This window comes from Glaciimonas sp. CA11.2, from assembly GCF_034314045.1.
GTDB lineage: Bacteria > Pseudomonadota > Gammaproteobacteria > Burkholderiales > Burkholderiaceae_D > Glaciimonas.
Genome location: NZ_JAVIWL010000001.1, coordinates 3314704 through 3336925, shown reverse-complemented (window position 1 = coordinate 3336925; position 22222 = coordinate 3314704). Strand labels below are relative to the sequence as shown.

At 48.6% G+C, this 22222-nt stretch carries 19 protein-coding genes; 9 read left to right on the top strand and 10 right to left on the bottom strand.

The features are described from left to right. Positions 1 to 347 precede the first annotated feature (347 nt). Positions 348 to 662 carry a pyrimidine/purine nucleoside phosphorylase gene (locus RGU75_RS14475; RefSeq protein WP_322237031.1) on the top strand — a complete coding sequence of 105 codons (315 nt, stop codon included), beginning with the start codon at positions 348 to 350 and terminating at the stop codon, positions 660 to 662. A gap of 90 nt (positions 663 to 752) precedes the next feature. Here RGU75_RS14475 and murB read toward each other — a convergent pair whose 3' ends face one another. Beyond that, positions 753 to 1811 carry a UDP-N-acetylmuramate dehydrogenase gene (murB, locus tag RGU75_RS14470; RefSeq protein ID WP_322237030.1) on the bottom strand — a complete coding sequence of 353 codons (1059 nt, stop codon included), beginning with the start codon at positions 1809 to 1811 and terminating at the stop codon, positions 753 to 755. 260 nt (positions 1812 to 2071) lie between these two features. On the opposite strand from murB, the gene RGU75_RS14465 reads away from it, so the two are divergent. Together RGU75_RS14465 and RGU75_RS14460 are read left to right on the top strand one after the other, a co-directional pair. Further along, positions 2072 to 2557, top strand: a complete 486-nt coding sequence (locus RGU75_RS14465; RefSeq protein WP_322237029.1) for a YajQ family cyclic di-GMP-binding protein — start codon at positions 2072 to 2074, stop codon at positions 2555 to 2557. Positions 2558 to 2674: 117 nt separating this feature from the next. Then, the gene (locus RGU75_RS14460; protein ID WP_322237028.1) at positions 2675 to 3313 is read left to right on the top strand and encodes a retropepsin-like aspartic protease family protein; all 639 of its coding nucleotides are present in this window, start codon (positions 2675 to 2677) and stop codon (positions 3311 to 3313) included. A 96-nt stretch (positions 3314 to 3409) separates the two neighbouring features. Here the strand turns inward: RGU75_RS14460 and aroG are convergent, their stop codons facing one another. From aroG to RGU75_RS14415, 9 genes are all read right to left on the bottom strand, one after another. Continuing rightward, the gene (gene aroG / locus RGU75_RS14455) at positions 3410 to 4474 is read right to left on the bottom strand and encodes a 3-deoxy-7-phosphoheptulonate synthase AroG (RefSeq protein ID WP_322237027.1); all 1065 of its coding nucleotides are present in this window, start codon (positions 4472 to 4474) and stop codon (positions 3410 to 3412) included. A gap of 545 nt (positions 4475 to 5019) precedes the next feature. Further along, positions 5020 to 6240 (bottom strand): MFS transporter, encoded by a 1221-nt coding sequence (locus tag RGU75_RS14450; RefSeq protein ID WP_322237026.1) that lies wholly within the window; start codon positions 6238 to 6240, stop codon positions 5020 to 5022. Further along, positions 6230 to 8194 carry an IucA/IucC family protein gene (locus RGU75_RS14445; RefSeq protein ID WP_322237025.1) on the bottom strand — a complete coding sequence of 655 codons (1965 nt, stop codon included), beginning with the start codon at positions 8192 to 8194 and terminating at the stop codon, positions 6230 to 6232. Before RGU75_RS14445 ends, RGU75_RS14450 begins: the two co-directional genes overlap by 11 nt. Before the next feature lie 282 nt (positions 8195 to 8476). Continuing rightward, positions 8477 to 9055, bottom strand: a complete 579-nt coding sequence (locus RGU75_RS14440) for a GNAT family N-acetyltransferase (RefSeq protein ID WP_322237024.1) — start codon at positions 9053 to 9055, stop codon at positions 8477 to 8479. Between the two features lie 13 nt (positions 9056 to 9068). Beyond that, entirely contained in the window at positions 9069 to 10529 is a 1461-nt protein-coding gene (tldD, locus tag RGU75_RS14435; protein ID WP_322237023.1) for a metalloprotease TldD, read from the bottom strand. A gap of 151 nt (positions 10530 to 10680) precedes the next feature. Beyond that, positions 10681 to 11394 carry a dUTP diphosphatase gene (locus tag RGU75_RS14430; protein WP_322237022.1) on the bottom strand — a complete coding sequence of 238 codons (714 nt, stop codon included), beginning with the start codon at positions 11392 to 11394 and terminating at the stop codon, positions 10681 to 10683. Positions 11395 to 11857: 463 nt separating this feature from the next. Beyond that, positions 11858 to 12640 carry a 3-hydroxybutyrate dehydrogenase gene (locus tag RGU75_RS14425; protein WP_322237021.1) on the bottom strand — a complete coding sequence of 261 codons (783 nt, stop codon included), beginning with the start codon at positions 12638 to 12640 and terminating at the stop codon, positions 11858 to 11860. A 9-nt stretch (positions 12641 to 12649) separates the two neighbouring features. Further along, positions 12650 to 13396: an acetoacetate decarboxylase gene (locus tag RGU75_RS14420; RefSeq protein WP_322237020.1), complete on the bottom strand. Its 747-nt coding sequence runs from the start codon at positions 13394 to 13396 to the stop codon at positions 12650 to 12652. A gap of 309 nt (positions 13397 to 13705) precedes the next feature. After that, positions 13706 to 14686: an alpha/beta hydrolase gene (locus tag RGU75_RS14415; protein ID WP_322240532.1), complete on the bottom strand. Its 981-nt coding sequence runs from the start codon at positions 14684 to 14686 to the stop codon at positions 13706 to 13708. A gap of 856 nt (positions 14687 to 15542) precedes the next feature. On the opposite strand from RGU75_RS14415, the gene RGU75_RS14410 reads away from it, so the two are divergent. The 6 genes from RGU75_RS14410 (at position 15543) to RGU75_RS14385 (ending at position 22090) form a co-directional block, all read left to right on the top strand. Further along, complete coding sequence (locus RGU75_RS14410) at positions 15543 to 15842, top strand: pilus assembly protein (protein WP_322237019.1); 300 nt, start codon at positions 15543 to 15545, stop codon at positions 15840 to 15842. 233 nt (positions 15843 to 16075) lie between these two features. Continuing rightward, entirely contained in the window at positions 16076 to 18496 is a 2421-nt protein-coding gene (locus RGU75_RS14405) for a pilus assembly protein TadG-related protein (RefSeq protein WP_322237018.1), read from the top strand. Positions 18497 to 18500: 4 nt separating this feature from the next. Then, positions 18501 to 19688 (top strand): hypothetical protein, encoded by a 1188-nt coding sequence (locus RGU75_RS14400; protein WP_322237017.1) that lies wholly within the window; start codon positions 18501 to 18503, stop codon positions 19686 to 19688. Between the two features lie 84 nt (positions 19689 to 19772). Continuing rightward, complete coding sequence (locus tag RGU75_RS14395) at positions 19773 to 20492, top strand: hypothetical protein (RefSeq protein WP_322237016.1); 720 nt, start codon at positions 19773 to 19775, stop codon at positions 20490 to 20492. A 69-nt stretch (positions 20493 to 20561) separates the two neighbouring features. Further along, positions 20562 to 20756, top strand: a complete 195-nt coding sequence (locus RGU75_RS14390; protein WP_322237015.1) for a hypothetical protein — start codon at positions 20562 to 20564, stop codon at positions 20754 to 20756. Positions 20757 to 20791: 35 nt separating this feature from the next. Continuing rightward, complete coding sequence (locus RGU75_RS14385; RefSeq protein WP_322237014.1) at positions 20792 to 22090, top strand: TadE family protein; 1299 nt, start codon at positions 20792 to 20794, stop codon at positions 22088 to 22090. Positions 22091 to 22222 lie beyond the last annotated feature (132 nt).

Sequence of the window (22222 nt, the reverse complement as noted above, 5' to 3'; positions counted from 1 at the left end):
TGTCTGAATGATTTGAATCACATTCACTCATTCATCCATTCACTAAAACACTAATACACGTGGAATTCTGCCTGAAAAAATAAAAAGTCCCTATTGATGCAATGATCAATAGGGACTTTTTATCGTTGAAAGCATATTCAGCGATCTAGCGCGCCGATGTAGAAAAATACTAACGCACGACATCCACGTTACGCATCTTTTTTTACATATTTTTTGCGTATTGATTACGGAAAATATTGCATTAAATATTATGGACAAGCCGATCATGAAAGCAATGAAATTTGGCATAATTGCGCACGCTTTATCACATTCACCAACTCTTACCCTCTAACTAAAAGGCTTTCCTTATGAGCGCGCAATTCGATAACGTATCTGTCCTGAAACAAGCCAGCGTCTACTTTGATGGCAAATGTATTTCCCACACCATCATTCTTGAAAATGGCATAAAAAAAACCTTGGGTGTAATCCTGCCTTCGACGCTGACATTTAACACTGGCGTGGCCGAAATAATGGACGTCACCAGCGGACTCTGCCAAGTGCGCCAAAAAGATCAGCCGCTGTGGACCAGGTACGTGGCAGGCGATAGCTTTGATATTCCAGCGAATTCCAGTTTTGATATTGAAACGATTGAGACGCTGAACTACGTTTGTCATTATGCCTAACATCGTATTGAATGGAGAGTGGGCGGCTTCTTAAAAGTCGCCCACGGTGCAAGACGACTCATGTAAAACCGCCTTGCACGTCATCACCGATCACACAAAAATCGGCTCCGGTTCCAATGCCACGCCAAAGCGCGCCATCACATCGGCCTGAACCGCTTCCGATAAGCGAACAACGTCTTGCCCGTTCGCACCACCTAGATTAACCAGAACTAACGCCTGCTTTTGATACATGGCAACCCGTCCCAGAGCCTTCCCTTTCCAGCCACATTGATCAATCAACCATCCAGCGGCAAGTTTAAAGCCACCGTCTGTTTGTTTATAGCTGACCATTGCAGGATGTTGGGCGAGTAAAGCGTCGCGTTGAGCGGCTGGGATGATTGGATTCTTGAAAAAACTGCCTGCGTTGCCGATCACCGCTGGATCAGGCAACTTGCGCGTCCGAATCGCGATGACGGCGTTACTCACATCAAGCGCATCTGGTTCGGCGATACCACGCGCCGCTAATTCATCCTTAATATCGCCATAACGCACATCCGCTTGCCAACGTTTCGGTAATGAAAATGTCACATCAATCACGACAGCACGGTCGCGTAAAGCGTGTTTAAAGATACTGTCGCGATAGCCGAATGCGCAATCTTTGCGATGCAACGTCAACATTTCTCCGGTCGTAAAATCGAATGCGGTTAACGCATGAAACCGGTCTTGCATCTCAATGCCATAAGCGCCGATATTTTGAATCGGTGCGGCACCAACATTGCCTGGAATTAACGATAGATTTTCTAATCCACCCAATCCGTGCGTCAATGTCCACTCAACGAGCGCGTGCCAGGTTTCACCGGCAGCGGCACGTATCATGACAGCATCAGCATCTTCCCCAACAACTTGGATACCTTGATTGCGGATGTGCAGCACCAATCCTGGAAAATCGCGCGTGAGCACCACATTACTACCGCCACCTAATATCAGGCGCGGCAACTGAGATAGGGCTGGATCTGATCGCACCAGTTGCAGGTCTGCCACCGAGTTGATCGATAAATAGGCATGAGCGGTCGCCTCGATACCTAATGTATTGAGGGCGCGCATGGGAAAGTCGGTCTGAACCGCCAAATTTGCGGTGAGAGTCGTGTCGTGCTGATAGGCGAAAGGCATACAAGATTATACGTAAGTCGCACAGCTCCCGCCAAATAAGCGAGCAAAACTCGGGTAAAGTAGACACCACGGTGCAAAGAATGAGGGAAGCCATAGCCGCCCGGTTTTTTGTTCGATAGAATGCACGCTATGAGGCTGTCGGTCTAATTGGTTCGAAGCGATAGGATCGTCCACAATGGGCCAAAATGCTAAACGGTACGCACGGCCTCAAAGAATACAAAATACACGCACCATTAGAAAAACATTAAGGAATTACCAAAATGCCATCATTTGATACCGTTTCCGAAGCCAATCTTGCTGAGGTTAAGAATGCCGTCGATCAAGCCAGCAAAGAAATTGCTACGCGCTTCGACTTTAAAGGCAGCGATGCACGCGTTGAACTGAAAGAGCGCGATCTGACTGCTTACGCCGATTCCGACTTCCAATTAGCCCAAGTACGCGATGTGCTCACAAATAAGCTGGTGAAGCGCAGTGTTGACGTAAGATTTCTCGACATCGGTAAGATCGAGAAAACTGGCGGCGACAAGGTCAAACAAGTCATCAAGATCAAGAACGGCATCGAATCCGACGATGCCAAGAAAATCGTTCGCGTGGTCAAAGACAGCAAGATGAAAGTACAGGCCAGTATTCAGGGCGACGCAGTCCGCATAACCGGTGCCAAGCGCGACGATCTGCAAGCGGCGATGGCAATGCTGCGCAAGGAAGTACCAGACTTGCCGCTGGAATTTAACAATTTCAGGGATTAAGCGAGATTGTTCGCTACGGCAGTCTCAAGCCTCAAAAGACGCCACTGCGGAAAAGCGCTATATCGTGCGCTTTCCGCCCTCCTCCACGTTAACTTGCCTATCGGAAGTCCACACTCCATGCGCTTGCTGAAGCTGAACGCCTGCCTTTTCATGATAATTACGGCATTATCGGCTCAAGCAACCGATATCGGCGTGGCTGGCCTTTTCCCTGGTAAAGCGGTTTTAATCATCGATGGCGCCGCTCCTAAAACCTACTCTGTCGGCGATAATGTTCGCGGCGATATACGCCTCACTTCAGTCACAGGCTCGACTGCAACGGTGAATGTAAAAGGCAAACTTGAGACCATCGGTATTGGTGAGTTCGTCAGTCGCAGTGCGCCCAGCGCAAACGCCAGTGTGACGTTGAAAGTGAACGGCGCAGGTCATTTTGTGGCACAAAGTCAGGTCAACGGCGGAATCATGACGATGTTGGTTGATACCGGCGCGACCGTCATTGCTTTGCCGGCATCAGATGCGATCAGGCTTGGCATCAACTACAAGCGAGGTCAAAAAACGATGATGAATACCGCCAACGGTCTTACGCCTGGTTATCGTGTACGGCTAGATATCGTCAAGGTTGGCGATATCGAAATAAGGCAGGTTGATGCAGTCGTGCTCGAAAGCGGATTGTCATTTGCATTGCTGGGTATGTCATTTCTCAATCGCACTGAGATGCGGCGCGAGGGTGACATGATGGTCTTGACCAAACGTTTTTGATTAAAGACTTACGAAAAAATAAAGGCCGGTTCAGATAACTGAATCGGCCTTTATTTTTTGCTCAGAAGCGATTTCCGCACTGATCGATAACAGCAGTTACGCCGCGTTTTTTTTCAGACGACGCTGCTTAACCGCCTCCGCCAATCCATCAAGGACGGCAATACTTTCTTCCCAACTGATGCAACCATCGGTAACCGATTGACCGTAAGTCAGTTCCTTGCCTGGAACCAGATCCTGACGTCCGGCGACCAGATGTGACTCAATCATGACGCCCACAATGCGATCGTCACCAGCGGCGATTTGACTTGCGATATCAGCACAGACAGGAATCTGATTCTCTGGCTTCTTGGAGCTATTCGCATGCGACGCATCAATCATCAGGCGTTGCGCCAAGCCATTCGCTGCGATGTCCTTGCAGGCTGCATCGACACTTGTAGCGTCATAATTAGGTGCTTTTCCACCGCGCAAAATGATGTGGCAATCTTCATTTCCGTTGGTCGATACGATGGCAGAGTGACCGCCTTTGGTGACGGACAGAAAGTGATGTGGCTGCGATGCTGCTTTCATAGCGTCTACTGCAATTTTTACGTTGCCGTCAGTGCCGTTTTTGAAGCCTACCGGACATGACAGGCCAGATGCCAACTCACGATGTACCTGGGATTCAGTGGTCCGTGCGCCAATCGCGCCCCAACTGATCAGGTCAGCGACGTATTGCGGGCTGATAACATCGAGGAACTCAGTACCCGCTGGCAAACCTAACTCATTAATATTGAGCAGCAATTCGCGCGCCATGCGCAAACCGTCATTGATGCGGAAACTGTTATCCATGTAAGGGTCATTGATCAGACCTTTCCAGCCAACCGTAGTGCGAGGTTTTTCGAAATACACACGCATCACGACTTCCAGTTCGCCTTTCAGACGATCACGTGCGACGACCAAAAGACGTGCATATTCCATCGCCGCTTTGGTGTCATGAATTGAACAAGGTCCAATCACGACCATCAATCGGTCATCCTGTCCATGCAAAATGCGATGTAACGCAATGCGCGAATCAGCGGCTGTGGTAGCACCTTTTTCGGTGACGCCAAATTCGCGGATTAAATGGGATGGTGGCGTTAACTCTTTCATTTCTCGTATGCGCAAGTCATCGGTACGTGGCATTTCTCTCTCCTGGCTAAAAAGTGACTGGGAATAAAAAAACCGCCATCAGGGGCGGTTTTTTTGAATTTCGGTTTGTTCTGTGATTACGAACGCTTACCGCTTTTCACCGCCGTGGGGCTGGAATAGCTAAAATAAAAATAAAAGTAAGTGTTTGAAAAAGACATTTTTTCGCGTAATTAATGAGAACTATGGACCAGATAATGCAGCAATTTTGAAAATTAAGCAAGCACCACCCAATTACCACCGAAAAATTATGTGCGTTATCAATCAGAAACGCAATCTGCACTCGCAGAATAATGCCTTATAATCAATTCTTTAAATCATCCAACGTAGGGTCGCCATTGGCCATTTGTGCATCGTGACCGAGTTTTCAAGGCGCGGTTCAGAGACAGTTCCTACTGAGAATTCGGTTTCGGAAAACGTGATATTAATCGCAGCCACCGCGTCGAACAATGACCATTGTCCGACAACATAACGTTTAGTTTTCGGATGGCTTAGGTACATGTGTCAGAACCTGCTGACTCAGCCGATGACGTGATCGCCAATTAATGCAATACATCCTCGATATTAGGAAGAAAGTAAAAGCGTAGCACGCGGATTCCGAGCGCTGCAAACAGGTACATCACTGCGACAAACCAGAATCCTGCGGTCAGGCCACACCACGCAATAGCGGCCGTCCCGCACCCAAGGCCAAGTAATGCGCCGGCCTTGGCCGCACTATTTCCCAGCCCCATAATGTAACCTTGAATGCTGTCGCTGCTGGCACGCGACAATAGCGCATAAAAAACCGGCAATAGTCCACCTAGCCATATCCCCCATAGAAACCGCACGGCAATGAACGCAGTAATGTTGGTAGCCAATGCCTGCAAACCCACGGTGACTGCACACAGCAAGGTAATGCGTTCGACCGTTCCCAATGCGCGCGCGTCAGATTGCTTATCGAAGTAGCGCGCCCAAAATGGCGCCGAGAGCGTTAGACCCAAGGCGGTGACTCCGTAGCAAAGTCCAGTCACCCACGCCGGAGCCAATAATACGCTATCGATATAGAGCGCAAAGAAAACTTGCGGCATCATTTTTCCGGCTTGTATCAATACGATTGCTAGCAGCAATCCGATCCAAAAAAGGGATAGATTACTAGCGTTTTTTTTGATCATACAAACGCTACTGCGTGGCTGTGGCAAACAATTTCGCTGCGGCGGTAAGCATGCAGTCGCAGCTATTGCGCATGACAAACATAACCCGGTTGCGACCAAATTTACACTTTCAAATCCGGAATAGGCATATAGCCACCCACCGAGCATCGGCCCCGCAAAAGAGCCAATTGCCGTCGCCGTTTGTAGCTGTGCGATCAGAAAGGTACGTTGTTTAGGCGCACTCATACCGGCCCCGTAAGCTTGTGCTGCGGCGATGAAGCCAGCAAAACCACCCTGTACCAAACGTGCAAGCAAGATGCTGGTGACACTTCCCGCGATTGCGACCCATAATTGGGTTATTGCGAGCGCAAACAGGGCACGCAATAACATCGGTTTGTGTCCAAATCGATCCCCCAAACGTCCCCATAGCGGCGTCGTCAACATCGCCGCCAGCATCGGACCAGCATATACTGCACCGCCAACGATACTGGTCATCTGTGGTGAAAGATGGCCGAGGGAGCGCAGATAAACTGGCCAAAAAGGGCCACTCATTTCGAGTGCTCCCATTGATACCAACTGAATCCCGTACAGCCACCATAACGCACGGCGGCTTTGAGCTGACTCAGTTGCCATTGATCCTTGCCGTATCACTTGGATCTAGCCCAACAAGTGGATTTGACATAGTACGCAACTCATCGTCGGCGCTTTCCGTCAGACGCATTCGCATAAACGATTTTGCAGGCCATGCTTGTTCCATTAATAGCGCGTGTTCCTCCTTCCACAATGTAGGGGCGATGCGCGGCTTCAAATGGTCGAAGGCATCTTGCATTACATCGCGCAGAACCGTCCACAGTTTTTTCTCTGGTAAATCGTAAAGCTGCGTTAATAACAGAGCCAGTTCACCCAGATGGCAAAGAAAGACCGCATGCAATAACTTATCGCGCACCGTTTGACGATCCTCAAATACGGTCTGATCAGCCTTATAACAACGCAATGTCAACCCTGCGACCCGGAGAGCCTCGGCATGAATACGGATATCACCAAAATCACGCAATAGTAATTTTTGTGGCATGCCGTCCGCGTCGATCAGTACAAAACTATTCTGTTGGTGCGCCTCAAAACCTATGCCGTACAACAAATAAGCGCCAAGCGTAGCGGTCACCACAATCTGCGCATACTGGTGGAAGAAGGCGATCGCGCCTTGTGCATTATCCTGAAAAGCGCTTGCAACCAATTCCGTCACTAATGCCGTCTTTTTACCACTGTTTTGTATAGATGTTGGGGCAAAAAGTGCGCCTACAGGAATCGGAAACATGCCGTCCTGAGCGTGATGCATGGGATTGACGCGATACAAAATCGACAGATGCCGGGCGTGCTCATCATTACCTTTCGGATCAATATAATGCAAGCCGATCTGCTCGCAAACGATGGCCAACGTATCACCGAAGCCCTGCTCTCTCGCAAGAATTTCCTGTAGTAGAGCGCTCACCCGCGGGCCCATTTGGGCTGACTTTGGGGAAAGACTTCGCTGCACACTCGTCAACCGTAATGAGATCGGTAATTTCATCATCGGCAAATGTGAAGAGCGTTGTGGAACGACAGTTCGAAAGGACATAGTTGGCGAAGCCACGCACGTGACCTCGTTAAGTAGAATTAATTTCCGATCAGCGATCTCAAGCGCAAATTCGGTCGGCAAATGGCGTTGTGCCTGCCATGGATGCATCGGCAACGGCAACCATTCAGAAACGGTTAAATTACGCGCAAGCAAAGCCTCTTTCCATATTCCCCAAACCTGCGGAAAGGTAAGTTCGAACCAATCCGAATAAGTAGAAAAGCCAGACATTCCTGGCATGTTTTCTATATGCATAACGTCGGCACGCACTGCAGCGACTTCGACTTCGATGCTGGCTTCGAATTCAGGAGACATGTCAAATACCTCCTGCTTTGACATCCCAAGTTTTGTCTTATAGTTTGGATGCCATGGATGTCCCAGAGTGCCCCATTGTTCAAGAAACAGACAGCCATTAAAGCGCTCGCCACCTTTGTTGTTTCCTGATTTTTTTTGCAACCAGGAAATCATTCCTTCCCCCATCGGTATTTCTTGCTCAAGTCTACGCGCCCAAGATTGACGGTAAGCCAGACAGAGCGTGTCGTTCTCGGTGCTATTACGTAATTCGGCTTGCAGCCTTTCAATGTCCGGCTTTGAAGTCGCTACTTCAAACAGACCGGCCAAAATATTTAGCGCTTCGGACGGGGTCGTCACTTTAATCGGCCTTTGATGATTTTTCAAATAATGAATATGGCCATTCAATTGCCAACTCCCCGCCATTCCCGCCTTCAAACCATCGAAACGAAACAACGTTTTACTTCGCCAGTGCGGCAGCCAGACCGCATCACTCGCGGGATCAAAAATTAACTGATCAGAATCGAGTAATTTTTCGCGAAATAAGGCCTGCAACAAGAGTTGCAAACCACGTTTATTGGCTTCAGCTCTGGCCAGAGTCCATTGTGTCTGCGTCAAATTTTGAGGAAAATTATCAACACGTTCCGTCAAATTGCTAGTGACACTTAGAGTAGTTTGAATCATATTAGAACCCTTCCCGTGCAAAAAAAAATGAGATCCAGGCCACCTCTTCCGCCAACTTGAAATCGATCAAGCGATGGGAAAGAGATGAAACTTCCGATAAAGCCATAATTTAATAATGAGAATCATTCAAACATGCTACTTAAGTTGACACCACCAATCCTTGATCGGCAAACCGATACTTTTTTGAAAAAAAAGAGGACAGCTTTACGTGAAAAAAATCTTCGCGCAAAAAAAAACCGCCATCCGTGGCGGTTTTTATCATTCGAGAAACATCGGAGAATGCTAAGACTTACGAATTTTTGCAATAGTTTCGTCGTGCATGAATGTCGACGAATTTGGCATACTGGTGGTTATCATTTGAATGTGAGGAATGCCATCTTCATCATACACTTCACCGATCCGCTCAAAACCGTAGCGACCATAGAACCGTTGCAAATGCGCCTGCGCACCAATTTTAATGGCATGCCCGGGAAATAACTTCGCGACTTGCGCCATCGCTTGATTCATCAAGGCATGTCCGGCGTTCATGCCACGCAATGTTGACGCGGTTACGACCCGACCAATTGACGCTTCTGCGTAAACAACACCGGGCGGTGCGATGCGCGCATAGGCTACTAAACCGGCGTTGGGCAAATAGCCGAGTCCGTGCCAGCATTGCTGATCAATCCCGTCTGCATCTTGAAAAACACACTTCTGCTCTACAACGAAGACTTGCTGACGCAAAGCCAACATATCATACGTCTGGGAAGCGCTCAAATCTTGAAATGGAAGCCAACTCCAGTCGAGCATCCGGATATTTTCCTGATTATTTTTTACCTCGTGCTCCGACTTATCAGCGACGACAACCTTTTCGACCATCATGCGCCTTTCGCTTTTAAGCAGTTCCACCTACGGTCACGCCATCAATCCGCAACGTTGGCTGTCCCACGCCAACAGGTACGCTTTGACCTTCTTTACCGCAGACGCCCACGCCTGGATCAAGACGCATGTCGTTGCCAATCATCGACACGCGATGCAGTACGTCAGGGCCATTACCAATAAGCGTCGCACCCTTGACCGGATAAGTGACCTTACCGTTTTCGATCATGTATGCCTCGCTCGCGGAGAATACGAACTTGCCGTTCGTTATATCGACCTGTCCGCCGCCGAAATTTACCGCATATAAGCCATTTTTGACCGAAGCTAGAATCTCAGCCGGATCTTTATCACCGGCGAGCATGTAGGTGTTGGTCATCCGTGGCATCGGAAGGTGGGCAAACGATTCACGACGTGCATTACCCGTGACCGGCATCTTCATGAGACGCGCGTTCATGGTGTCTTGAATATAACCTTTGAGAATACCGTCTTCGATCAGCGTGGTGCACTGCGTTGGATTGCCTTCATCATCAATGTTCAGCGAGCCACGACGGTCCGCCAGCGTTCCGTCATCGACTACCGTTACGCCTTTGGCGGCAACGCGCTCTCCGATGCGCCCCGAGAACGTGCTGGAACCTTTGCGATTAAAATCGCCTTCGAGGCCATGACCAATCGCTTCATGCAACAAAATACCTGGCCAGCCATTACCCAGCACCACGGTCATTGGACCGGCAGGAGCGGGACGAGCGTCCAAATTCACCAAGGCCGCTGCGACTGCTTCAGCGGCATATTTTTCCAGCAACTCATCGGTAAAATAACCGTAACTATAACGACCGCCACCGCCGCTACTACCCATTTCACGTCGACCATCTTTTTCTGCAATAACAGTGACTGATAGTCGTACCAATGGGCGAATATCGGCAGCAATAACGCCATCACTTCGCGCTACCAGAACGACGTCATATTCACCAGCCAGCCCGGCCATGACTTGCACGACGCGCGAATCTTTAGCGCGGGCTATGCGTTCGATTCGCTCCAGCAATTTTACTTTTTCAGTTGCATCCAGCGACGTTAAAGGATCGTTGGGCAAATACAACGAGCGACCGCCTTTTTGCTCCATGACACTCGCTATTTTTACTTTTCCTGCACCTTGACGCGCAATGGTACGCGTCGCAATTGCAGCATCGTGTAATGCGCGTTCCGAAATTTCGTCTGAGTAAGAGAACGCCGTTTTATCGCCAGAAACCGCGCGTACACCGACGCCTTGATCAATGGAGAAGCTACCGGTTTTGACAATTCCCTCTTCCAGACTCCAGCCTTCGCTTTTTGTAAACTGAAAATAGAGATCGGCATAATCCACCTTGTGCGTGAACATCGTCGCGAGCGCTTTTTGCAGACTGGATTCATCAAGGCCGAAAGGCGTTAGCAAAACATCGCGTGCGACAGCGAGCGCTTGTAGATTGGGTTCAAATGGTTTCATATTATTAGGTGCCTTGCAATGTGGACAGATTAAGCTTGATTGTAGAGCATCCAATTGCTGGCTGCAGTAAACAACCTAAAAACAGCCCCCAAATAGCCTAAAAACAATACGAAAACCGCATCAAGGTAATCCACGAGGGCCAGGTAATGCGTCAATTGTCAGAACGATCACTTTGCGCACAAATGATGGGTTGAGGCAACAAAGCATAAAAAGCGTAACGCTCATTGAGCAATGTGTAAATTTGCATTGAAAAATTAGCAGCCGCGGGATCAAGATAGGAGACAATTTCGATCAGATGCGAGTTGTCCTCTTTCCCGCCCCATACTTTGGTGTAGCGCCCAGTTTTATAGCCGTGGTTTTGGCGGAAAACATTTAATACATGCTTAGCAATATATAAGACCATAATCTGGTCCCAGTTCAGACAACAGGCACGACACGTGACCTCCAGCAAAGCCAATTCGTTGCGCCCACTAGCAGCAAAAGCCGCGATTAGCTCCAATAGCTTCGGTACGTCGCACTGCGCCAACGTATATTCTTTGCCATCAAAATGGCAGCTTTCCAGTTTTGGATTGGAGCGACTTAATAACACGCTTGTCGCTACATTCAGGTTCCCATCACATTCACTAATAAGGTGAGACAAGCTGAAGTGCAACATATCAATGAGCTCAATCTGCACTAGAGAAAAATCTCTTGGCTCGCTACTCCACCATTTCCATCCATAGTGATCCAGTGCTTCGACAGCCTCAACCAGTACACCGCGTAAATAGGGATATCCCGAACCTAACCAATTATCATCAACCTTTCGATTAATTTTATCTTGCATAGCCAGGATGATTTCTGCTTGTCTCACATTTATTTTTTCCACGATGACCTATCTTAGATTGTTATTCGCTTCGATTCACTATAAACGAGATGAATTCATTCCCAGCAGGTAAACCAAGACAATTCTGCCAAGATAATTCTCTCTTTATTAGCGCAACCTAAAACAGGTTTTCATCGGGTCGTAGCGTTCCATTGACTTCTTTCTGAGGTCAACATATTGCAATGATTTGATCAGGTGAAATTTTTCTAAAAATCTGCCTGTATTTTTTTTCACCTTCCTTTTTTACTAAAGTGAAAAGAAAACGTGGACGAACACCAGCGTCACAGCTTAAAAATAGAGCGTGAAATGAGAGGATGTAATTAGAAGAATTTTAACGAATTCGCGCAATCAGATAGCACACGATGTGCGCCACCTGATGCGGATTAATTTTAAGTATTGCGGGCGAATCTCATAAATCAAAAGTGTTACAAATTATAGTTTACAGCGGCGACGATGATTATCTGGATCATTGCATAAACCAACCATGACTCACCACGATCGACTGGCCAGTCAATGCATTAGATTCGAATCCCCCAAGAAATATGGCTGTTTGCGCGACATCATGTACCGTCGTGAATTCACCGTCCACGGTATCTTTCAACATCACGTTTTTGATAACCTGATCTTCAGTGATTCCCAATTCCTTGGCTTGCTCTGGAATCTGCCTTTCAACCAGCGGTGTACGCACAAAACCGGGGCAAATGACGTTCGCGCGAATCTTGTTCTTTGCACCTTCCTTGGCGACTACTTTTGCCAGACCGATCAAACCATGCTTAGCGGTAACATACGGTGCTTTCAGGGGCGAGGCTTCATGCGAATGCACCGATCCCATATAAATGATCGAACCGCCCGTTCCCGCCTTGATCATTTCTCGCATAGCCGCGCGCGTGGTCAAAAAAGCGCCATCGAGGTGAATCGCCAACATTTTTTTCCAGTTATCCAACGTCGAGTCAACGATAGGCGCGATAATCTGAATTCCCGCATTGCTGATCAGCACGTCAATACTGCCAAAAGCGGCAACCGTATCTGCGATTCCCTTATCAACCTGCGCTTCATCCGTGACGTTCATCGCGACTGCCATTGCAGTACCACCGGACTTATTGATTTCGTCAGCGGTAGCGGTAGCAGCGTCGAGGGCCAAATCGGCGATCACAACTTTAGCACCGGCACGTGCGTATTCAATGGCGATTTCTTTACCGATACCGCTGGCTGAACCCGTAATTAGTGCAACTTTATCTTTTAATGACATAGCATTCCTTTACTTTGAATTGGCGAGATAATCATAAACAACAGTGCCGTGCGGCAACGTCAGATCGGACATAATATGTACAGCAGAAATCACTTCAAGCACAGGCAGATCAGCTATCGGTGCCAATGCATGGGGGCGTAAATCAAGGGCACCAGGACCGCTCCACGCACCTTTGATCGTCACATCGGTGAGGCTATATTGAACAAGTTCGCAGATTCGTGGCGTCCCGTCAACATGTGGAATAATCTTTAACAAAAAGGTCGGTGCTTCCAGCGATTTTTTGATCACGCCTGCGTCGAGGGGTAAATGCTTATAGCCCATCGTTCCAACGGCTATCTGGGTATCACTATAGGAGAGCGTACCAACCATCGTATCTTTATGCACTTTTAGCTGTGGTTCACCCATCTTTTTTGGAAAACCCCACAACTCCCGACCACCTGCAATTGGCGGCTGGTCATTCAAATACATACTGTGAACGTATCCTCCAGCAACACCATCCAGCATTACCGGAATAACCTGTCCCGATTCACAATAATGCCCAAATCCGGTTGAATCCGGCATCTTGATAAATTCAAATTTGACGATGGGTTCAACAAATTGTAGCGGAGCAGGAATAATCTTTTTTAATGCTTCCGGATCTGTTCTGTAAGTGATGATCAAAAATTCCCGATCAACAAAACGATAAGGTCCGGGCGGAAAGGCTGGATTATGAAACGGCATAGCAAACGCGTTGCGGCGAATATCTTCTTCAGTCATAGCGCTTCCTCATGATAAAAAATACTACAGCCAATATCGATTTATTGAATCTAAAAAATATAGGGTAAAAATGATTCACGTGCTCATGAACGTACTAACAGGAATCGCTGCGCATCAATCAAGCTTGAGTACACATAAAACACATGCGATGTACACAACACATGTGTCTCTGAATTATGCCTTACCGGCAGCGAGGCTGCAGAAAGCTTACCAAATTAGATTACGAGGGAGTTGCGTTGCCTTGAACACAATTTTTTATCGAGAAAGCACCTTTCTAGTAATAACAAAAAATTGACACGACCCCCTACTTCACGATTGTTTAGCAAGCCATTCCAGCAGTATTTTATGGAAATTTTCTGGATCTTCCATCTGCGGGGCATGACCAAAACCAGGAAATTCAACCAACGTCGCTTGTGGAATCATTTTTGCAACTTGCTTGCCGAGGTGAGAATAATGACCGATGACGGCCTTCACTTCAGGCGGCGCCACATCACTTCCAATCGCGGTGGTATCGGCGTCACCAATCATCAACAGGGTCGGCATCTTTAAATTTTTAAACTCATATACAACCGGTTGCGTGAAAATCATGTCATATATCAGAGCCGAGTTCCAAGCCACCAATTTTTTACCCGGCCCCTGATTCAATCCCGTCAGCATATCTACCCAGCGCTGATACTCCGGCTTCCATCGTCCAACATAATACGTATTCAACTCATACTTTCGAATACCCTCCGATGTCATCTTGAGTTCGCGCTCGTTCCATTGGTCCACCGTTCGATAAGGTACGCCAAGTGCCTTCCAATCTTCTAATCCAATTGGATTGACCAGGACCAATTGATCGACCTGCTGTGGATACATCAAAGCATAACGTGTAGCTAACATTCCTCCGGTGGAGTGGCCGATAATCGTCGCCTTCGTGACTTCCAACTTTTCCAACAACCCATACGTGTTGATCGCCAGTTGCTGGAATGTGTATTGATAGTGTTCCGGTTTGGTTGATGTACAAAAGCCGATTTGATCTGGTGCTACAACCCGATATCCCGCGCCGCTAAGAGATTTTATGGTCTCTTCCCACGTTACGCCGCAAAAATTTTTACCGTGCATTAGTACGACAGTATGGCCATTCGGCTTAGTGACCGCAGCCACGTCCAGGTAACCCATTTGCAAATTAACGCCTTGTGATGAAAAGCCGTAATGCTGCAAAGGATAAGGCATTGAAAAGCCTTCGAGTTCAGGGCCATAAGTTGGTGCAGCCTGCACGATTGATGACGCCGCACCAAAAAAGGTCATCAGTAAAAAACTGAACGACCTAAAAGAGGGCAAATCTGGCATAGGATTTTTTCGGAAAAATGTGGTTATAGAAAAGGAAAAATATTCTGCGTAACGATAGCATCTGGCGCTAAAGAAGAATCTGTTTATTGCGACCAGTTTACGACCAAAATTCTCATCTCGGGCTTCTCCCATTTTTCTATATGAGAAAAATGATCCAAATCCGCTTCTGGCATGCAAATTTTGCGGTGTCACATTGCCGTAATACTTGCCTATTTCCGTTTCAAGTAAGCGCTGCATACCTAAAAAAACGATACAAAAATATGTAAGAATGCACGAAATAAGAACGCTCGTACGCATCTTTTGCGCAAAGCAAAAAACGCCATACAATGATTTTTATAGCAAAAAATGCCTATTTTTCCGCCCTAAAATTCACACTATTTAAATTAATTTTTCAGTTAAAAAAATCCGTGAATTTCATAGATAAATGATCTTGAAACAGAATTATTTTTAGTGCCATGGCACAACAATTGCGTTAGGGAAATTAAAAAAAGTGCCGCGTATAATTTTGAAAAATACCTAAAAAGACAAAGAGCACTATCGAATTATGTCGATGAAGTAGTAAAAAATGCTCCTGAATTGATGCCGCCCGGCGCTTCAGCAGTTGTGAATCCTGACAGAATTTGCCGAAACTATCCGGCAACGAGCACCGCAAAGCAATCCCAAAAAGAAGCCCTCGTACTACTGTAAAAAAGCACCGTTAACATTCGTTTTTTGATGTTGGCTACGTAATTGCATAACTGCGGAAATTTTTTTGTGACTGTTTTGCTTGCAACGGGGAATCGTCCCACAACCACGCGTCTTTAGGAGATTTCAAATGGCTACGCTTTCACTATCCAAATTCCGTCACATTAAAAATATTAAAACGGCATTGCGCCAACGTGGACAAGGAATGTCGGAATACATCATCATCGTGGCATTGATTGCGGTCGTAAGTATCGGTGTTTTTGCAGCCTTTGGCAGCACCATCCGCCATCAGGTTGCAGGTATGGCTGCAGAACTGTCTGGCAGTAACGGACAGACAGAGATTACTGCCGCTGGTACCGCAGCGACGCTGGCCGCCACGAGGGCTGCTACACAACGCACTATGAAAGATTACGGTACAGATAACCGTTAATCGCCCCACAAACGGTTACCGGTATCTGTCGCTAATCCTGGAGACAACAACTCTCGCGTCGCACATTTTACAGCGACGCGAGAAAATTTTACGGGAAAGAGTTGCCTCACTACCGACGGGCAGACTAGTCACGCAACAAAAGTGTTTGACCATGCGAAATCATTAATCTATAAAAACTTTGTTCAAATACGGGGCGCAAATTGAGACGTTTATCACCATGCGCTAAAGAAAGGATGGCGAGCGCCGTATGGCGCAACAGCAAAGCTGTGCACCAACATCGCCCTTCCCGCTCTATCGTCGCGCGTCAGCGTGGTGCAGTATTACCAATCGCCATCTTCTTCGCCGCTGTATTATGTCTCGGACTATTTGCGGTCTATAACATGGCGCAAGTAACCAGTGAGAAACGCCAACTAACGAACGCCGCCGACGCCATTGCCTATAGCACCGCAAATGTCGCCGCTGAGGGCCTCAACTACACCTCTTATACCAACCGCGCCATGATCGCCAACTATCAGGCGGTCGGTCAAATGACGGCGATGTGGTCCAACATGACTATGTCCGAGGAGTACTGGAAAAACAATTCAGTGGTGATGAAAGCGGTTGCCGCACTGGTTAAATATATTCCTTATATCGGCACAGGTCTATCTGGCGTTCTCAACGCAGTCAGTAAGTTTTCCACCTTTTGGGACAAAATCGTTGATGGTGTGCGCGTTACCAGTCAGGTATTGGCTAACGTTGGCACGGCGACGACCTCACTGACTAATTACGCTATTTTTGCATCGCAACAAGTGCATCTCGCCACCACTGCCTCGGCCATGATCTCGATGCAGAGCAATCTGCTGGCCGCCAATGCGCCACAAGCAGAATATATACCGCAGACGATCGTGTATCAGATTGGCAAAAGCATGGTTGACTTCGGCAGCATGATCAAACTGCATCAACCGCCGCGCAAGTTCTTAGGCGACACAGTGATGAAAACCGACATGCCGAACAGCACCGGTATTAAACACAATATGGTGCATGCCCTGATGATGGACGAAATGTTTGGCTTCACCAGCAATATGGCTGGGCGACGCCTGTTTCCAAATGCAGTAGGTTTATGGACGGTAGACGGTTGCAACCTGAGTGCCATCAACGGGATATTAACCGGGTTATCGACCAACGGCCTTGAACAGATCATACCTGCGCTCGCTGGCAACACCGCTGCTGATGTCATCGGCCCCGTCATCGAAGCCTTCATGAATACTGTCGGAATCATTGCTAGTCCGATCATGTGTCTGTATGAACGCACGGGTGGGTCACGTGTGATCCAGATGCAGGACGGTACCTACGCGTGGAGCAATATTGACATCATGGAAATTAATCCACATCTGTTTAATATTCATATCCCGATGGCGGGTGCCGTGACGATGTCCAAAGTTGGTCGTCAGGGACTAGACAAAAATCAAGAAATACCTGATGACCTGAAAAAGTTTGTTGACGTGGTAAATGGCAACGACGCATGGAAAAGATCCTTTTGGGGCGAAGCGGTCGCCATTGACGACTGCATGTATTTCACGCTCCCAACCGGCGGTGTGTACGCACCGCGCCTCGGCGGTGCCTGTGCGTCACTGAATGCCGGTGTGGCGAAAAAATATTACGATCGCGGCGTGATGAATATTGCCGAGTCTTCTGCCGATAGAGCAATGAAAGGCCAAGCCCAGATTGCGAATGCCACCGAGGTAATTAGCAATGCAGCCACTGCCACTTTGGCACCGATAATTCAGGCAGTCGGCAGCAGCATTAACTCCACCAGCTCGGCGTCATCTTTAATCAACCTAGCAGATGCCAACGCAGGCAACACCACTGGCGTATTGGGTGGCGCACCAGCTGGTCTTCCCGCATCCGGTTCAGCATTGAACGCGCCAACCCCAGGCAGCGGAGATCCGGCGGTAGGCATTGCTAGTGGTCTAGCACAACAAGCTGCCAATTTTGCGAACCTGTCGAGTCAGGGTAACAACGTCTCTTCGGCGGTTTCAAACGTGTTGGGCAACGGCTTCACCTTACCCAACATGTCCTTTACCGATCCGGTCAACGCGCCAGACGCATTTACTCAATTCCTTCTAAAAGCACTGGGATTGAGCGATTTAATCGATGTTTTGGGGATGCGCACTTCGCGCGGGACCGAAACGTTATTCCAAAAACCTGGCTTGGGTGGCGTGATTGCGGCCGATATGGGATTGCCGGCCGAACGTTTCGGTTTTTGGGAAATGCGTCACGCGAATCTTGGTAACTACCGTGTTCAAAACGCAGACCGTGCCAACGGGGACAGCAGCAATATATTTTTGGCTAGTAAGGAAGTCCAAAACAATGCCCTAAAAGATATTGGTCCATCCTTTGTGGTGGCCTTGCAGGAAACGGCAGAGAAACTGCCGCTGCGCTCAGAAAGCAAATTTAATCTTGGACGTGCACCGTTGAAGGATTATGACGCCGAGACCAAACAAAGTTATCTGAAAGCGATCGGCAAGGCCCGTGTTTACTACCGGGCACCAGTGGAGCGCTGGACCTCTCGAATGCAGGTTATGTCACACGCCAATCTGATACTGCCATACTGGAATGCAAGGCTGGAAGGCCTGAACTATCCGGAAAAATCTCTATTCTTCCTGATCGACTAGCCCTATGCGCAACCCAGCTAAACGCCCAGCCAAACGCCAAAGCAAGCCGACCAGAGTGCCCTATCCAACCTTGCTGCAACCACGCCGCCAGCACGGGCAAGCGCTGGTGGAATCAATTCTGGCTTGCAGTATATTTATGGTGTTAGTTTTTGCCTTGCAGTGGGTATGGCGTTTTGGCGAATTGAAACAATTAAATACCGAGGCCACCCGCTTTGCGATTTGGGAACGTACGGCATACAAAAGTAATGGCGATGCCGACTTCCAATCATTATTTAGTGACGATGCAGATCTGGCACCCAAGGTCTTTCGCAATGTTTATCTGACGCCACGCGGTGCCAGGCTTTCGCAGGCCAACGGTGGCGGCGATTTGCTGCAGGACCATCCTGACTGGATGAATACTGCAGCGCGCTTTTTTTCGAATACGTTTGCAACAGCTACCTTTTCTGCCGTTGCCAATAGCGCATTGACCGTCACCACAAACGCCAATAAAGTCCCGGGCGGACCGATGGGATTCGACCCCACGCACAACACGCTGACCAGACTTAAACTGGATGACCAATCGTACGAGCAAGTCCAGGTTACCGGCGCAATTGGACTCAGTGATTTCATTACCGCATTCATGCAACAACGATTTGGCGTGACGCCGCCAGTTGGATCACCCAGCGCAGGAACCACCACGCCAACCCGCTTGGGTAGTTTGACCATGGTGACCAATTCCTGGTCTGCACCACCGGCAGTTGGCAGCAAGCGTATGTTTGAGGAACTCAACCCGTTGGGGCCAAGCAATTATGTGGGAATGGTGCTGAATAATGGCCAATACGCCAACCTGTCGCAACTGATCGGCGGCGCCTCTGGATTTGGCGCCAATTACCGCGTCGATAAGGTGGGGATTAATCCCGCGCAGATCTCCTCGTTGGTCTCGCAAGGAATGAGTTTCAATTACGACAGCCTGAAAAATCCAGCGGATCTTTTCAAAATTTTTAAACCAACTGATGATTACAAAGAAACTTTCCAATTTAAGGGCGGACCACCTTTTGAAGGCGATTACGTTGGTGTTGCCTGCACTTCCAACGTGCCACGCTCTATCCGCCTAACGCAATATACGCAGGACGAACTCTGCCCTGCGGGGATATTGCGCGCCCGCACCATTTCCATGTTCGACAACCCGGCGCTACGCTTTGTCTCACCCTAGTTCACCAACGTTAGGATCAACCACGATGCAAAAGTTAACCGTTGTCACAACCACGACAACTATCACCATGGTGAAGTGTGCCGATTGAAGAATCTGATCGCAACGTGCTTTTGGTTGTGCGCTCTGGTATCCACCAGCGCCCATGCATTTGACAGATGGAAAGGTGGAGAACAGTTACTTCTTGAGGGAATTCCTAAAGATTGGGGAATGACCAGAATGGCCGATGAAATCGAGGTGAACGGATTGCCGATGTTGATCTTTCAAATCGACGGACCGCAAAATCTGCGCGAAGCATCTGTACTGATCGCAGCTGCGTGGGCCAAAGATAGCTGGAAAGTGACCACCAAACCAGCTGGTCACGAAGTCCAAATCATCGGTATCCGAGACGGTTGGCTGAAGCAGGCCAATCTTAGCAGCAGCAATCGCAAGACCACGGAAGGCTATCTTAGCTTGTCAGACCTTCCAACCCGCATGAAAGCCGATATCGATTCCAAAGCGCCGGTGCTCGGCAAACACTTGCGCAAACCTTCCGGCACGATAATTTTGAACGAAGTGCGGACCGTGGATAAAGCGGGTGAATCAATTATGACGACGATGACAAACAACTTCGACCTTGAACAAAACATTGCTTTCTATGAAGAAGATCGCGCTGCGGAGGCCTGGAAAGTCGCTTACCGGCGCGTCGCTGAAGGTAACAAAGGAACCGTAATCAAGTTCGTCTCCGGCGAAAACCACGAAGCAACCTATACCTTCACCCGACGAGCAGGACAGACTTTTATTGTTGTCAACTGGATTACCCGATGAACCAAAGATTAAGCACAACTGGCTCACCCGTCTGCACCAAATGGAAGATTTTCTATTGCGAGGATTGTCATGCGTAATATCAGATTCGTGCGCATCGAACGAGGTCAGATTGCGGTGGAGTATTCCATTTTACTGGTCTTCGTGGCCATGGTTCTATTTGTTTCCGTCGATGGAAAGTCAGTCTTGAGTGTGTTGTTAGACGCGATTCGACATTTGAATTTTAGTTATATCCAAGGACTTGGTGTCGTCTCAACGCCTATTTAAAACCAACATCCTGAAATCTTCAACGACTGACGCCCATGCTGAGAAAAAATAGACGCAAGTCCAAACACCACCGAGGCGCCAGCCTCGTAGAATTCGTCGTCGCCATTCCCGTCGTTCTGATATTCGCCCTGCTTTGCCTGCAACTGATGCTGATGTATCGCGCCAAACTGGCACATAATTTTGCAGTTCAGGAAGCAGCACGCATCGGTGCGATGAGCAACGGCAGAGTCGTCCCACGCTTTGTGACCGATCCACTCACCGCGCAACTTGGCAACCTCGGCTATGCTGCTGTTGGCAAAATAGTGCACAGCAAAGACGCCTCTGGAAAAGACGTCATTAGCGTGGTCACAACACCCGGCAATGAACTGGCCGGGGCCGGTCAGGCCGGCGGCGTGATGGACGGTCCCTCCGCCAATAGCGACGTCGGCACATCGGGCGGCGATGGGTCCGAGGCGGCCAACAAGCCCGGTGGTGTCTCTTCCTTTCTGGGAACGGCTAAAACCAAAGTAACGCCCGCAGTCTGGGCGTTCATCCAAGGCCTGATGCGCTACGGCGACAGCTCGGTATTGCAAGGTTTCATAAACGGTATTACGCCGATGTACATGGGAAGCGGCACTGGTAAACTCGCCGTGGTCGAGGCACAGGTAGCGGCCTATAAGGATGCGATGTTCAATTCTTGCATTCTGTATCACAACCCTACTCAAGCTGCTTTTCTCGAATCTGGCACCATTGAATTGCAGGGATTGGATTACGGCATTCTCAAATTACCATCCGACTATATGCGTTTTCGTACGCCACTTGGCGTTACCGCTGCCGCTGGCGGCGACGATCTTAGCAGCGACAGTCTTAAAGGTAACCTGACTAACAAAAACATTCAGGACAACACGATTCTATCGATTGAAATCTTATGGAGTTATCCGCTTAAAGTCCCGATCGCCAATAGCATCATCATCGGTATCACCAACATGATGGGCGCACTTAGCCCGAGCTCCAACCTGACCGCCGCATTTCAGGCCAAGGCGTTATCTCGCGGCCGCTATCCATTTTCTTCATCAGCCAGCTACCGTGCACAAAATGCACTGGCATGGCATCCGTTCTATCCATTAGGAAGTATGGCACCACCGCCAGGCGGCAGCGGCGGCTATGAAGCCTTCGACGTTATCGTCATAATCTGGAACAGTATCGTCAGCAGAATGGAAGGTAAGTTTGACCCCGCAGAACCACAGATCGGATTCTGCCTTGGTGCCATGGATATGGGTGCCTGGGCCGAGGGCGATCCTAACGACGTGAAAACACATTGGTGGGGTGAGAGTTACGACCGCTCACACAAATAGGATTCCCCGTTTAAGGACTACCCAAACAATCCGCACCGCACGCACCGCCTTTACTTACCGTCCTTTGCACTTCTTTTTTCAAGCAGAAAACGAGTCTTTCGAATTTATTAAAACCTCACCTCCAGACCATCA

Bases quoted from the DNA above. Each gene is read 5' to 3' on its own strand.
- RGU75_RS14475 (WP_322237031.1), top strand. From the start codon at position 348: ATGAGCGCGCAATTCGATAACGTATCTGTCCTGAAACAAGCCAGCGTC.
- murB (WP_322237030.1), bottom strand. From the start codon at position 1,811: ATGCCTTTCGCCTATCAGCACGACACGACTCTCACCGCAAATTTGGCG.
- RGU75_RS14465 (WP_322237029.1), top strand. From the start codon at position 2,072: ATGCCATCATTTGATACCGTTTCCGAAGCCAATCTTGCTGAGGTTAAG.
- RGU75_RS14460 (WP_322237028.1), top strand. From the start codon at position 2,675: ATGCGCTTGCTGAAGCTGAACGCCTGCCTTTTCATGATAATTACGGCA.
- aroG (WP_322237027.1), bottom strand. From the start codon at position 4,474: ATGCCACGTACCGATGACTTGCGCATACGAGAAATGAAAGAGTTAACG.
- RGU75_RS14450 (WP_322237026.1), bottom strand. From the start codon at position 6,240: ATGGCAACTGAGTCAGCTCAAAGCCGCCGTGCGTTATGGTGGCTGTAC.
- RGU75_RS14445 (WP_322237025.1), bottom strand. From the start codon at position 8,194: ATGATTCAAACTACTCTAAGTGTCACTAGCAATTTGACGGAACGTGTT.
- RGU75_RS14440 (WP_322237024.1), bottom strand. From the start codon at position 9,055: ATGATGGTCGAAAAGGTTGTCGTCGCTGATAAGTCGGAGCACGAGGTA.
- tldD (WP_322237023.1), bottom strand. From the start codon at position 10,529: ATGAAACCATTTGAACCCAATCTACAAGCGCTCGCTGTCGCACGCGAT.
- RGU75_RS14425 (WP_322237021.1), bottom strand. From the start codon at position 12,640: ATGTCATTAAAAGATAAAGTTGCACTAATTACGGGTTCAGCCAGCGGT.
- RGU75_RS14420 (WP_322237020.1), bottom strand. From the start codon at position 13,396: ATGACTGAAGAAGATATTCGCCGCAACGCGTTTGCTATGCCGTTTCAT.
- RGU75_RS14415 (WP_322240532.1), bottom strand. From the start codon at position 14,686: ATGACCTTTTTTGGTGCGGCGTCATCAATCGTGCAGGCTGCACCAACT.
- RGU75_RS14410 (WP_322237019.1), top strand. From the start codon at position 15,543: ATGGCTACGCTTTCACTATCCAAATTCCGTCACATTAAAAATATTAAA.
- RGU75_RS14405 (WP_322237018.1), top strand. From the start codon at position 16,076: ATGGCGAGCGCCGTATGGCGCAACAGCAAAGCTGTGCACCAACATCGC.
- RGU75_RS14400 (WP_322237017.1), top strand. From the start codon at position 18,501: ATGCGCAACCCAGCTAAACGCCCAGCCAAACGCCAAAGCAAGCCGACC.
- RGU75_RS14390 (WP_322237015.1), top strand. From the start codon at position 20,562: ATGCGTAATATCAGATTCGTGCGCATCGAACGAGGTCAGATTGCGGTG.
- RGU75_RS14385 (WP_322237014.1), top strand. From the start codon at position 20,792: ATGCTGAGAAAAAATAGACGCAAGTCCAAACACCACCGAGGCGCCAGC.